Origin of the sequence: Lachnoclostridium phytofermentans ISDg (assembly GCF_000018685.1) — a bacterium.
Lineage (GTDB): Bacteria > Bacillota > Clostridia > Lachnospirales > Lachnospiraceae > Lachnoclostridium > Lachnoclostridium phytofermentans.
This window is the reverse complement of record NC_010001.1, coordinates 4,059,277-4,072,099: the sequence shown is the minus strand read 5'-3', so window position 1 is coordinate 4,072,099 and position 12,823 is coordinate 4,059,277. Positions and strand designations below refer to the sequence as shown.

General features: G+C 34.3%; 12 protein-coding genes and 2 tRNA genes. 13 read left to right on the top strand and 1 reads right to left on the bottom strand.

Translation table 11 applies throughout. The annotated features are described in order from the left end of the window. The first annotated feature begins 162 nt into the window (after positions 1 to 162). From CPHY_RS17325 to CPHY_RS17310, 4 genes are all read left to right on the top strand, one after another. Positions 163 to 996 carry a DegV family protein gene (locus CPHY_RS17325; protein WP_012201346.1) on the top strand — a complete coding sequence of 278 codons (834 nt, stop codon included), beginning with the start codon at positions 163 to 165 and terminating at the stop codon, positions 994 to 996. Positions 997 to 1,025: 29 nt separating this feature from the next. Beyond that, positions 1,026 to 1,895 carry a DegV family protein gene (locus tag CPHY_RS17320; RefSeq protein WP_012201345.1) on the top strand — a complete coding sequence of 290 codons (870 nt, stop codon included), beginning with the start codon at positions 1,026 to 1,028 and terminating at the stop codon, positions 1,893 to 1,895. A 214-nt stretch (positions 1,896 to 2,109) separates the two neighbouring features. Beyond that, a tRNA-Pro gene (locus CPHY_RS17315) sits at positions 2,110 to 2,183 on the top strand. Positions 2,184 to 2,219: 36 nt separating this feature from the next. Then, positions 2,220 to 2,292: transfer RNA gene (locus CPHY_RS17310), tRNA-Thr, on the top strand. A 172-nt stretch (positions 2,293 to 2,464) separates the two neighbouring features. Here the strand turns inward: CPHY_RS17310 and CPHY_RS17305 are convergent. Then, on the bottom strand, positions 2,465 to 3,079 hold the full coding sequence (locus CPHY_RS17305; RefSeq protein ID WP_012201344.1) for a Type 1 glutamine amidotransferase-like domain-containing protein: 615 nt from the start codon (positions 3,077 to 3,079) through the stop codon (positions 2,465 to 2,467). Between the two features lie 94 nt (positions 3,080 to 3,173). Between CPHY_RS17305 and CPHY_RS17300 the strand changes: the two genes are divergently transcribed. The 9 genes from CPHY_RS17300 to CPHY_RS17265 all read left to right on the top strand — a co-directional run bounded on the left by CPHY_RS17300 (position 3,174) and on the right by CPHY_RS17265 (position 12,815). Next, the gene (locus CPHY_RS17300) at positions 3,174 to 3,707 is read left to right on the top strand and encodes a helix-turn-helix transcriptional regulator (RefSeq protein WP_012201343.1); all 534 of its coding nucleotides are present in this window, start codon (positions 3,174 to 3,176) and stop codon (positions 3,705 to 3,707) included. Between the two features lie 34 nt (positions 3,708 to 3,741). Beyond that, complete coding sequence (locus tag CPHY_RS22725; RefSeq protein ID WP_456297496.1) at positions 3,742 to 3,840, top strand: hypothetical protein; 99 nt, start codon at positions 3,742 to 3,744, stop codon at positions 3,838 to 3,840. A 379-nt stretch (positions 3,841 to 4,219) separates the two neighbouring features. Further along, positions 4,220 to 4,960: an HAD family hydrolase gene (locus CPHY_RS17295; RefSeq protein ID WP_012201342.1), complete on the top strand. Its 741-nt coding sequence runs from the start codon at positions 4,220 to 4,222 to the stop codon at positions 4,958 to 4,960. Positions 4,961 to 4,972: 12 nt separating this feature from the next. Further along, positions 4,973 to 6,775 (top strand): glycerophosphodiester phosphodiesterase, encoded by a 1,803-nt coding sequence (locus CPHY_RS17290; protein ID WP_012201341.1) that lies wholly within the window; start codon positions 4,973 to 4,975, stop codon positions 6,773 to 6,775. 256 nt (positions 6,776 to 7,031) lie between these two features. Then, positions 7,032 to 7,739 (top strand): histidine phosphatase family protein, encoded by a 708-nt coding sequence (locus tag CPHY_RS17285; protein WP_012201340.1) that lies wholly within the window; start codon positions 7,032 to 7,034, stop codon positions 7,737 to 7,739. 396 nt (positions 7,740 to 8,135) lie between these two features. Next, positions 8,136 to 8,630, top strand: coding sequence for an RNA polymerase sigma factor (locus tag CPHY_RS17280; protein ID WP_012201339.1), 495 nt, complete (start codon positions 8,136 to 8,138; stop codon positions 8,628 to 8,630). Continuing rightward, positions 8,630 to 10,993 carry an RCC1 domain-containing protein gene (locus CPHY_RS21010; protein ID WP_012201338.1) on the top strand — a complete coding sequence of 788 codons (2,364 nt, stop codon included), beginning with the start codon at positions 8,630 to 8,632 and terminating at the stop codon, positions 10,991 to 10,993. The genes CPHY_RS17280 and CPHY_RS21010 overlap by 1 nt, the downstream gene beginning before the upstream one ends. A gap of 297 nt (positions 10,994 to 11,290) precedes the next feature. Further along, complete coding sequence (locus tag CPHY_RS17270; protein ID WP_012201337.1) at positions 11,291 to 12,022, top strand: aminoglycoside phosphotransferase family protein; 732 nt, start codon at positions 11,291 to 11,293, stop codon at positions 12,020 to 12,022. Positions 12,023 to 12,143: 121 nt separating this feature from the next. Beyond that, positions 12,144 to 12,815 carry a response regulator transcription factor gene (locus tag CPHY_RS17265; RefSeq protein ID WP_012201336.1) on the top strand — a complete coding sequence of 224 codons (672 nt, stop codon included), beginning with the start codon at positions 12,144 to 12,146 and terminating at the stop codon, positions 12,813 to 12,815. The last annotated feature ends 8 nt before the right edge of the window (positions 12,816 to 12,823 follow it).

Sequence of the window (12,823 nt, the reverse complement as noted above, 5' to 3'; positions counted from 1 at the left end):
TTTACTTAGATAAAATCACTTTTTGTTTTTAAAATTTTCACTTTTCAAAATTAAAAAACTATGATATGATATTATATAGTATTTAAAACTACGTTATGTGATAGATAATTACTACGTGATAAAGACATCATCACAATATTTACAATTGACAGGAGGACTATTATGTCTTATAAAATTTTATGCGACAGTTGTACTGATTTACCAATGGAGTTACAACAGGATGAACATATTGTAAAAGTAGCATTGTCCATTCAAATAGAAGAAGAAAACATTATCGACGACGAGACATTTAATCAGATTGATTTTTTACGGAAAATGAACGATAGCAAGAATTGTCCGAAATCATCCTGTCCGTCTCCAGACAGTTATATGTCTCATTTTGATGAAGCAGAAGATATCTATGTGGTAACCTTATCCTCTCGTTTAAGTGGATCCTATAATAGTGCGGAACTTGCTAAAAAGTTATATTTAGAAGATCATCCAAATAAAAACATCGAAGTGGTTGATTCCAAATCTGCATCGGTTGGCCAGACCCTTATCGCAATGAAGATTCAAGAGTTGATTGAAAAAGGATTTTCCTTCTCTGAAGTAGTATCTAAAGTAAATGAGTTCCGTGATGGATTAAAAACAAAGTTTGTTTTAGAGACCTTAGATACGTTAAGAAAAAATGGTAGATTAAGTAACTTAACCGCAGTTATTTGTAGTGCTCTCAATATTAAACCTATTATGGGAGCTGATGATGGAAATATTGTTAAAATTGATCAGGCTCGTGGGATTGAAAAAGCACTACTAAAGATGGTAAAATATATGGAAGAGGATGTGATTGATGCAAAGAACCGTGTTCTTGGCATTTCACACTGTAATAATTTTGAACGTGCAATATTTGTAAAAGAAGAAATTATGAAGTGTATTCCTTTTGCAAAATGTTTTATAGCAAACACGGGCGGTATTTCTAGCTTATATGCAAATGAAGGCGGCATCATTGTTTGTTACTAATCGGTAGAGAAAGGAAAGGATAGGACCAAATGAAAGAGTTTGTCATTACAACAGATTCCAATTCGGATTTATTGCCATCCTACATTAAAGAGAAAAATATTGGTATTATCTCTCATTATTATGATTTAGAAGGCATAACTTACGGGGAGGACCATTTATTATCTGCGAAAGAATTCTATGATAAAATGCGTGCAGGTGTTATGCCAACAACTATGGCAAGTAACCCTGCCGTAATTCGCGAAACCTTTCAGAAATATGTTAGTGAGGGGTATGATGTTCTTCATATTAGTTTTTCATCTGCACTTAGTGGTGGCTGTAACAATGTTATGGTAGGTGCAAAAGAAGTATGTGAGGAAAATGAAGGCGCTAAGATTATTGTTATTGATACCTTGAATGTATCCTTAGGTCAAGGTATGGTTATAATGAAAGCTGCCGCGATGAGAGAGCAGGGCAAGAGTATCGATGAAGTAGCTGCCTGGATTGAAGAACATAAATTAGAATTTTGTGTTCAATTTACCGTAGATGATTTACATCATCTTCATAGAGGTGGTCGAGTTTCTAAGGCAACAGCTATTGTAGGATCTATGATAAATATTAAGCCTATTTTGGTCGTTAACAACGAAGGTCAGCTTGTATCGAATGGAACTACTCGTGGAAGAAAGAAATCACTAGCTACATTAGTGGATAATATGCTATCTACCATGGGAAAATATAAGAACGAGAATAATGTTATCTGTGTTGTACATGGAGATGTCGAAGAGGATGCTAATTTCTTAGTAAATCTCATAAAGGAAAAGTTACATACCGACGACATTATTGTGAATACAGTAAGCCCAAGTATTGGAGCTCATTCCGGTCCTGGTGCAATCGGTATTTGTTATATGGGAGAGCATCGATAAATAAAACTTACGTTATTATTTAACTACATGAGTGAACCAAGGAGATAGATCAAAAAGTTCTTTTTTGAGATACTATCTTCCTTGGTTTCATCTAATGTTATAGCTAATTTAATTGAATTATTTTCCTTTATTTGGTCTTGACAATTAAAATAAATTGTAGCATAATATCATAGCGACCTGCTTCTTTTTCCTTGTACATACAACAGTCACAATTCGAGGCGTGGCTCAGTTTGGTAGAGCGCTACGTTCGGGACGTAGAAGCCGCAAGTTCGAATCTTGTCGCCTCGAGGATAGGTTTAATTTTAAATCATATCAAAATATTATGCCGTTATAGCACAGTCGGTAGTGCGATTCACTCGTAATGAATAGGTCACCGGTTCGATTCCGGTTAACGGCTTTAAAAAATTAGTAAAATTAATAGCTGTAGCAGTTAGGTAAAAGTGTGGCACCCTGAAAGAGGGTGCTTTTTTAATTTATAGGAAATTACAATACAATTTCCTATAAATCAAAAACTCTCCGAGGGATGCACACTCACCCTACTGGTTCGGTGCGACAAAGTGACTTCGCACTTATTCGCCAATTCTTATATCACTACCATTAATCAGTATTACTTGAGAGTTATTAATAGGTGTCAAAACCAAAGTGTCTTTATACTTAGAAATAATTTTTTCTACTGTTTTCTGAAATGGGAAACAATTATAGTGTGGTAATGGATAAAAATCAATAATGTTTAAGGCATTAAAGTTAGTTAAATCATTAGCCTTCTTGTAATCGTCCATATCTTTCACATATTCAATATTGGGAGATAGAATCATTGAACCAGCTGATTCACCAATATAAATCTTCCCGGATTCGATTTGCTCCATAATTATTTTGTCAGCTCCCACTCTTCGTAGCTCTTGAAGTAAAAAGAAGGTATTTCCACCAGAAACATAAATAAAATCGTTGTTTTGCAGTTTGCTTAATATATCAGATTGCGTTGCTGTGGAAATCTCCAGTTCATCCACTTTAAGCCCCAGTTTCTCCAGTGCTTTCCTGCCTGACTTTACGTAGAAATTCATTTTTTCGTGTAATGCAGCAGTGGGAATAAAGGTTACAGTTTTTTCTGTTAAATCGCTGGATGCGAACTCTGGGAACAAATTTGCAACATCCTTAAACGATGAAGATAAAAATAGTTTTTTCAATACGAATATCCTCCTGTTGGGTTTATTTCTATTATAACCAAGTATTGTTGACATCTATATGTCAGTCAATTAAAATAAAGTACAAGGTGTAATTATGAAGTTTGAACGAATGCTAGCAATCGTAATGCTACTTTTACAAAGGGAAAAAGTAACAGGAAAAGAGCTTGCAGAAATGTTTGAGGTATCGCTTCGAACAATTTATCGGGATATTGAAGCAATTAATGTAGCCGGGATTCCGATATTAACCACTTCTGGTATCGGCGGAGGAATCAGTATTATAGAACAATATAAAATAGAAAAAGGTATCTTTACAGCAGATGATATTAGTACAATGCTGATGGGACTTGGAGTTGTTCAAAGTGCGCTGTCGGGTAAAGATATTACAACAGCACATGCTAAGTTAAGAAGCTTTATATCTGAAGAACTGGCGGATGATATAACTGTAAAAACAGATCAAATTTTCTTTGACCTATCCTCGTGGATAAGAGGTAAAGATTTAAACAAGGTATTGGATATTGTTAAATCCGCAATGGAACAAAAGCATACAGTAACTTTTTCCTACTACGGACACAGGGGGCAAGAAAAACTTCACAGCATTGAGCCCCACCGTCTTGTTTTTAAAGATTAATTTTATTGACGATGACTATGGTTATGGTATTCTAATGAGTTTCGGAAACAAGTTAACTTGCATAGAACCTAATTATGTTCGAGTCGAGTTACAAAGACGTTTGGAAGCGATGCTAGAGAAATATATCACATAAACATTTGGCGGAGAATATGGGGAAATCATTTAATACAGAATATCTTCATTTCTGGACTTGTGCGAAATTCATCAAGTCGGATAATACAATTTCTTATATGACGAAATACTAACAGCATAATCCAGAGATTCGAGGTATGGAGAATTTGCCATGCCTGTAGCACATATTTGTTTCTCCTTGATTTATAATTAGCATTGACAGTCATTTGAAACATGTTATTATGGTTGTATGTGAAGATTATGGAAGGAAAAGTATTTTCTTATATATCGAAGAAAAGGTCATTGTGATAGGAAACGTACTGAAGAAGACGTATGGAAGAAGACATCGATAACTTAAAGAACTATCTTGAGTTATAGTAGAAGGAAAAGGGGGAATCAGTATGAGATTAGCAGCGATACTGTGGGATTATGATGGTACTTTAGTCGATAGTACTAAAAAAAATATACGCGTTACAAAAGAGGTATTAAAGCACTTTATACCTGAAATCGAGCAACATATGCCGATAGCGCTAACCTCAATTGATGAATATCAAAAAGCAAATTATAAATATAAGAACTGGAAAGAATTATATGAACATGCATATGGGTTGTCTATGGAACAGATTGAAGAGGCAGGGAAGCTTTGGAGTCCTTATCAGCTACAGGATGATTTAAATGCAGAGTTGTTTCAGGGATTACTTGAAATAATTCCAAGGTTGCCAGTAAAAGCCCAGGGAATATGCTCTCAAAATAGTTCAAAAAACATAGAAAATACTTTAGATTCCTATGGACTAGCATCGTTCTTTCCTGTGATTATCGGTGTGGACGAAGTTGGTTTTAATGAACAAAAGCCGAACCCTTCGGGATATTTAAAATGTCTATCGAAGCTAGGGGTAGATTATGAAGATTCCGTATTAATTTATATTGGAGATCATGCAGAAGATGTTATTTTTGCTAAGAATGCAGAAAAGTGCTTGTTAGAACAGTTAAGTGAAAAGAACACAAATAGTACTGTGAAAATAATTACAATTGGAGTGAATTACAGCGGTTCAGATGCTTCCACATGGGTAGTGAAACCAGACTATGTTGTAACTTCGCCAAAGGAAATAGAAAGTATCATAACTGAAATTATTGAGAATTAGAAGGAAACGCCTGTGAACAAATATACCTTAGCATTTCGTTTGTTAAAAAAGAACTATAAAACTGTATTACTATTTGAATTATTTTATAAATTAATTGGATCCACTGTATTTACTCCATTGCTTCTTGGTATGTTAAATCTTGCCTTAAAGCTTTCGGGAGAACAATATCTAACTAATGATAATTTTTTCGAGTTTCTAAGAAGGCCTACAACGATAGGTATCAGCTTAATTGTCTTATTGGCTGTAACATTATTTACTTTATTTGAGATGACTGCCTTAGTTCAATGTTTTCATGCTTCGTTTCATAATAATAAGATGACGGTTGCACAAATGTTTCAGGCTGGCTATCGATCTGCTTTTCGATTATTTAGGAGAAGGAATGGACTAATTGTTGTATTTGTTTTATTTATTATCCCGATTACGAATTTTGCGATAGTGTCTGGTTATATTTCAAGTATCAAAATACCAGAATTTATTATGGATTATATCAACAACAATCGGTTGCTTTCGGTACTATTTATTTTATGTATGATCCTTTTTGCTATTATTGCATTGCGCTGGATTTTTAGTATTCATGCGTTTACACTAGAAGGTTGTAACTATAAAAAAGCAAGAAAAGAAAGCCTTCGAATGAATAAAGGACGTTATATTAAGCATGCCATAGGATTAATTGTATGGAATATATCCATAACTTTGATTGTGTTACTATTTACCTCTCTTTCCATTGGTGCAGTGGCTCTTGTAATTAAATCGTTAACCAATTCAACGATTGCCTATTCTATGACACTTGCTATTGTTGCAGGTGTGCTACTATTACTATTAATCGTGTTTGCCAATTTTTCAGTGGCTATATCTTTTGCATTTATCAGTGCATTATATTATAAACAAAAGAGATATGCAGGGGAGGAAATCCCAACTTATCGTTCTTCTGATATTACATTCCATAAGTTGAAAAAGGTATTAGTATTTAGCGTATTAGTTGCTGCAGTGATAAATGTCTTCTACGTATCTGTTGTAACCAATAAAAATTTTGATTGGAATGTACAATTATTTGAACATACACAGGTGTCCGCGCATCGTGGTAATTCTAGTATAGCGCCAGAGAATACCATGCCCGCATTCCAAAGTGCAATAGAACAACGAGCGGATTATATAGAACTTGATGTTCAACAGACGAAGGATGGAGTGATTGTAGTAGCGCATGATTCCAATTTGAAACGAATCTCTGGTAAAAATATAAATATATGGGAAGTTACCTACGATGAGATTAAAGATATCGACGTTGGAAGTTGGTTTCACAGTGACTTTTCTTCTGTTAGATTATCTACATTAGAAGAGGTAATTAAGGAGACAAGGGGTAAGATTAAATTAAATATTGAACTTAAGCCAAGTGGTCATGAAGTCGATTTTGAAAAGAATGTTGTTGACTTGATTAAAAAGTATAAGGTAGAGGGTGACTGTGTCGTAGCCTCGATGAGTTATGATTGTTTAAAACAGGTGAAGGAATATGCACCTGATATAAAAACAGTTTATATAACAACGGTTGCATACGGCTCCTTATTAACCATGGAGTATGCGGATGTTTATAGCATTGAAGCTACCTTTGTAACAAGTAAATTGGTAAATGACATTCACCGTCAAGGGAAAGAAATCTATGCTTGGACTGTGAATAATGAGAGTAGTGTACAGAAAGTGATCGATGTAGGTGTTGATAATGTCATTACGGATAATCCTGTTATGGTTCGTGAATTAATATATTCTAAGAGTTTAAATGAAAATATAGTAGATTTTATATATCGTCTCATTAATAAATAGTGATGAAAGATAGAAATGTTCGGTCCTATTCTTATGGTCACAAATATGGTTACAAATATGGTTACAAATAGGGTTACAACTAGAGTTACAAATAAGATAAGAAATAAGATGTTACTTTAATTACGCAAGTTTTACACCTAAGCTTTAAAAAAAATAAAAAACACGAAAAGATGAGTGATAATTTCACCTCCAAGTTTGTGGCTGTTCTATCTTTACGCTTGTGAGGTATGAAATTAGCGCAGAAATGAGGAAAAGTATGAAACTAATTCTAATAAGACACGGAGAACCAAATTATTCGATTGATTCACTTACTGAAAAAGGATGGAGAGAAGCGGATTTTCTTTCTGAAAGAATCAGCAAGCTTCCAATTTCGGCAATTTATTGTTCACCTCTTGGAAGGGCAAAAGACACAGCAAAAGCAACATTACGAAAATTAGGTACCGAAGCTGAGATATTACCTTGGCTTAGAGAGTTCGATGCTCCAATTGAACTTGGTGGTAATGAAAAAAAGTTGGTACCGTGGGATTTTATGCCTGGTTATTGGACGAAACAAGAGGAATTTTACGACAGAGATCGATGGTTTGACAATGATTTGATGAAGACAGGACCGGTTAAGGAAGAGTATGAAAAAGTAGCTGCTGGACTTGATGAACTTTTATTAAAACATGGATATCAAAGAGATGGTAGATTATACCGAGCTATACCAGGAAGTGATGATACAATCGTGCTATTTTGCCACCTTGGAATTACTTGTGTTATACTTTCACATCTACTTGGAATCTCAGCACAATTAATGTGGCACGGATTCTTTATTGCACCTACTTCAGTTACTATAATAGAAACAGAAGAGCGTATGAATAATGAAGCATTCTTTCGCTGTAGGGAGGTAGGAGACACAGCTCATTTGTATGTGAAAGGAGAACCAGTGTCAAACGCTGGATTCTTTCCAAGACAGCCTAAGTAATGTGAGAGTGGCATTATTTTTACCATTGGATCATCTAGAATCATTGATTTTTATCTAGCGAGTATTATAGGTAGTGCTTAAATTATACTAATTATACTAAGAAATAATAATATTAAACGAGTGTTATAATCAAAAGTTTGTTAATTCAAAATTGATTTATAACACTCGTTTTATTTTATTGTGTAAATATAAGGAAAATAAAATTAATATCTATCTTATTTAAAAAGGCAAATTACAGTAATGAGAAAGAACAAATAGTAGTAAATAGATAAAAACAACCTAATAAATAAAAAATAATGAACAAATATTGGTAACTGAGTTGTATTCTTATTAAAGGATTAAAAATTATTCTAACAATAGGTTAAGAAAACATCATATAGATTGGGGGGAGTGGCAGTGGAGAGTTCCTATGAAAAACATTCCATAACGGAAAGTTTTCATCAGTATTCAGATATGGTTTACCGTATTGCGCTTAATTCGGTACGAAGTATTTCAGCTGCAGAAGATATCACACAGGAAGTTTTTTTAAAACTATTAGAGAAACAGGTTACCTTTGAGTCAATGCAACATGAAAAAGCGTGGTTAATTCGCGTCACAATAAATTATTGTAAAAATTATTTAAAATCAGGGTGGTTTCGAAAAATCACAGAACTTACAGAGGATATTCCGTATAGCAGTGGGATTGAGTATACCTTGGAGCAAAAGGAACTTTATAACCAACTGATGAAGTTAAAAGAGCAGGAGAGAACGATAGTTTATCTATATTATTATGAAGAGTATACTCTGGCTGAGATAGCAAAAATATTAGAGATGAATAGTAACACGGTAGCTACGAAGTTACGTAGAGCCAAGGAAAAACTTAAGTTTCAAATGAAAGGAGGGGTGTATTGATGAAAAAAGAGTCAAAACAGTATGGAGAACTTAATGAAAATGATTTAAAAATTAATATGAAAGCAGTATATGAAGGAATGAAATACCAATCGAAATCAAAGCAAGAGTTGTTAGCACGGATTCAACAAATAGAACTAAGAAAAAATGACACTAGTTCAGAAGAAACGCATGACTATGTCTATTTGAACTTAAGAAATCAAAAGAAAATAGAAGGAAGAGGAGTATCTTTCTTAAAGCTAGGAGCACGTATTTTGACGATAGCAGCAGTTATATTCTTTGTTAGTGTCTTGATTTATAATGTTCATATTCGATTAGAGAAACAAAAAGAAGCAGCGGTAGATTTAAATGAGGTAGATCAAATAAATAAAGAAAATAAAGAACAAAACGAAAATAAAGAACAAAACGAAAATAAACAAGGAGAACATAACTCACAGAATTCAGACAGTGAACAAAGCCATGAGAATCAGCAAAACAAAGAGAGTAATCAAATTAATGAAGAGTACGGGAAAGATAATTTATTCGGGAATGAAAGAGAAGTTCCTGTCAGAGTTTCTATGGAAGAACTTCATCTTACAGGAGAGTTTAGGCTATCGGATTGTTATCTTACCAATGTAGTGCAACCAGAGAATCAATATATTATAGATAAAGAAGGAATACTATGGGGACTAGGTGATAATCGTGCAGGACAGCTTGGTCAGAGTGTGCAAGGTTATTTCGGTGAGGCATATGTTGATTATACCAAGGAACCAGTGAAAATAGCAGAGAATGTTGTCCATGTAGATGCTAGCAGAAATTATTTTGCTGTATATCTAACGGAAGATGGCAGTCTCTATGGAATGGGGGCTAATTTTGATGGACTTATGGGAATAAAACAGGTAGGCTCGTATTTTAATCATTCTATCGATGTCTGTGCAATTCGTCCTGTTTTGTTAATGAAGGACGTTGCTTATGCTAGATGTGGTGAATATCATATCCTAGTACTTAAAAAAGACGGAACTGTATGGAAAATTGGAGATACCAAGGATGATAGTCAAAAACCAGATTCGATGGGAACAATAGATTGGTATGAAAACACCCCGATTTCGGAACCAAAGAAGATGTTAGAAGATGCAATCTATATTTCCACAGATAGCTTTCAATGCGCAGCAATCCGCTCGGATGGAACTTTATGGACTTGGGGAGATAACAGAAAAGGAGTCTTAGGTACTGGAAATTATGAAGAAGGTACTGTAGAAACCCCTCAACAGATCGCTACTGATGTAAATATGGTATGGCTCGGTGAAGTAGCATTTAATTCTACAGTTACGAAGATAACTTATGGAATGAGACAAAGTGAAGCAAGGCTTCCTATTCCTCAAATGATTATTCAAAAGAAAGATGGTACCTTTTGGGGTTGTGGGGTAGGGTTTGGTGAGTACGAGAAAATAGTTAGTGGAGAGAAAATTAAACTATCAGCAGACTTAGTGCCAGTAGGGTTAACCAGCAAAGATAGTCAAATCATGAATCATGAACTTAGAGATTTTCCTTTAGGGACTTCATATTTCGAGGTGATTCAGTATCTAAAGAAAAAGCAAATCTCTTATCAAGCATTTGAAGTTAGTAATGAAATTGAGATTAGTCATAATTACTTTGGAAATCAATATGCTTGTAGTGTGCTTGAATTTTCGGATAGTGGTAAGCTAGAAACTATTGAAATTGGTTTTGGTTTCTCACCAGAGGGCAAGATTCGGGTTCAGAGTTCTGTAGAAGAGGTTCAAAGTATCTATGGGGAAGAGGATATAAGCCTTTACAAAAACAATGGAAGTATTATAAAAGAGTATGTCTATGCAAATGGATATCTACAGATATCGAGTAGAGATGGTGCTGTTACTAATATTAAGATTAGTAAATACTCTTTTTTACCCCAAGTAATTATGGAGAAGCTGTGCAGTAAAGAAGAACGAACCTATCAATCAGAACAGGATAAGTTGATGGAAATTCCACCAACGATAAATGAATTTGAATTACAGAATGGTAAGGTTATTCTTTATGAAACCGTAGATAGTCAATCATTAACTAGACAATATCAGGTAGAAACCATACCATGTAAACTTGGTAAGGCGGTAGTGGTAACTAGAAGTACAACAATTGATAATGAAACAAAAGTGGATCAGTTAATACTTTCCATCATGGATGATAAATTTGATAAAGTGCTAGCCAAAGTAATTAAACTGAATGCTATTGGAGGTAGTCACATTTCTATAAACGAACAAGAAGTTAGTGTGGAGTACTCAAAAAATCCTAAGAAAATAATAGAAAATGCATCAGATAAGGAAATAGGAAAAATTTATTTAACAGATGATGGCTGGGTTGAAAGAAATTAAGTATATTTGAAGCAATTGATATGTTTTGATGTGTAGCAGAATTGGATTATTGGATAGAGGAATAACCTATTTAATTCAGTTCTGCTTTTTATGTTATGTGCTATCATAGCTCTTGTCAGTAATAATAGACGATAAAATTAACCGCGCCCCCAGCCAGGTTACGAAGTATAACCGCATCTGAACTCATTCTTTACGAATGAATCTCATTCTTTACGAATGAGGGGGAAAATGCTAGAATAAATTATGGATTAGAAATAAAAACGTTATAAGAATAGCAAAATGGGGGAGTCATTTGTCATGGAATACAAAATGATTGGGCAAGGAAATACCGCTAACGTTTATGAATGGGAAGATGGAAAGGTATTAAAATTATTTCATCAAGGATATCCAATCAATTCTGTTAAAAAAGAGTATGAGAATGCAAAGAGATTGAATCTGATGAACTTTGAAAAACCAATGGTGTATGATATTGTTGCGGTCTCAGAGCAATATGGTATTCTATATGATAAAGTGAATGGAATTTCTATGTTCGATTGGCTGATGACGACTGGAGATATGAAAGTCTGTGCTCAAAAAATAGCACAGCTACAAAATAGAATTAATGAGAATAAAGCAAATGAATTTATGGATTATAAAGAATTCTTGCAAAACAATCTACAGCGCGTTGTCCTTTCAGGGGATATGGAAGCTAGAAAACAGGGTGAAGAGATGCTTCACTTGCTTACAACATTAAAAGATGGAGAGAATCTATGCCATGGAGATTATCATCCGGGCAATATTTTTATAGAAGGGGATAAGGTATCTGTCATTGACTTTATGAACTGTTGTAAAGGTCCTAGAGAATATGATATTGCTAGGAGTCTATATCTAATGCAATATTCACCGATTCCGCAAAATATGCCTGGAGTGGAGGAATTATTAAAGGCCAGAGAACAATTAGCAGATCACTATCTGAATTATATGAAGGTAAGTAGAAAAGAGTTGAAAGATTATCTAGCTGTTATTTCAGTCTCAAGAGGTGGCGAATAGTATAACAGGAGGTAAGTGAAAAATAAAAAGAAATTTTACCACTTGTTTATAGCAGTACCACATTTGCAAGCATACGCATTTTTGCAAGAAAGACAAAAGCAGCGTAGAAATGAGGAAAACTATGTATAAAATCTTAATGATAGAAGACGACATGACCATTGCAAAGGCAATTAAAGATCATCTGTGCAAATGGGGTTATGAAACAGAATATATTACCGATTTTCAGAATGTAACAGAACAGGTAATTAAATTCGAACCTCATCTGGTTTTATTGGATGTTTATCTGCCTTATTATAATGGTTTTCATTGGTGTAGTGAGATAAGACGAGTATCGAAAGTACCTGTGGTGTTTTTGTCATCCGCCGCAGATAATATGAATATAGTGATGGCGATGAATATGGGTGGCGATGACTTTATAGCAAAGCCTGTAGACCTTAATGTACTGACTGCAAAAGTTCAGGCAATCCTACGCAGAACTTATTCCTTTCAAGGACAATTAAATGCGATTGAACATAATGGAGCAATTTTAAATCTAAGTGATATGTCTATGATTTGTGGACATGAAAAGGTAGAGTTAACAAAAAATGAGTTCCGTATTATGCAAATCTTAATGGAGAATATCGGACGTGCTATTACAAGAGAAGCGATTATGGAACGTTTATGGGAAAATGATAGCTTTGTTGATGATAATACTTTGACGGTCAATGTGAATAGACTTCGAAAAAAGCTAGATGATGCAGGATTAGAAAATTATATCACTACAAAAAAAGGTGTTGGGTACATGGTAATGTAGAAATAGTT

Excerpts from the sequence above, each read along its gene's own strand:
- CPHY_RS17270 (WP_012201337.1), top strand. The coding sequence starts at position 11,291 with ATGGAATACAAAATGATTGGGCAAGGAAATACCGCTAACGTTTATGAA.
- CPHY_RS17320 (WP_012201345.1), top strand. The coding sequence starts at position 1,026 with ATGAAAGAGTTTGTCATTACAACAGATTCCAATTCGGATTTATTGCCA.
- CPHY_RS17295 (WP_012201342.1), top strand. The coding sequence starts at position 4,220 with ATGAGATTAGCAGCGATACTGTGGGATTATGATGGTACTTTAGTCGAT.
- CPHY_RS17325 (WP_012201346.1), top strand. The coding sequence starts at position 163 with ATGTCTTATAAAATTTTATGCGACAGTTGTACTGATTTACCAATGGAG.
- CPHY_RS17285 (WP_012201340.1), top strand. The coding sequence starts at position 7,032 with ATGAAACTAATTCTAATAAGACACGGAGAACCAAATTATTCGATTGAT.
- CPHY_RS17300 (WP_012201343.1), top strand. The coding sequence starts at position 3,174 with ATGAAGTTTGAACGAATGCTAGCAATCGTAATGCTACTTTTACAAAGG.
- CPHY_RS22725 (WP_456297496.1), top strand. The coding sequence starts at position 3,742 with ATGAGTTTCGGAAACAAGTTAACTTGCATAGAACCTAATTATGTTCGA.
- CPHY_RS17265 (WP_012201336.1), top strand. The coding sequence starts at position 12,144 with ATGTATAAAATCTTAATGATAGAAGACGACATGACCATTGCAAAGGCA.
- CPHY_RS21010 (WP_012201338.1), top strand. The coding sequence starts at position 8,630 with ATGAAAAAAGAGTCAAAACAGTATGGAGAACTTAATGAAAATGATTTA.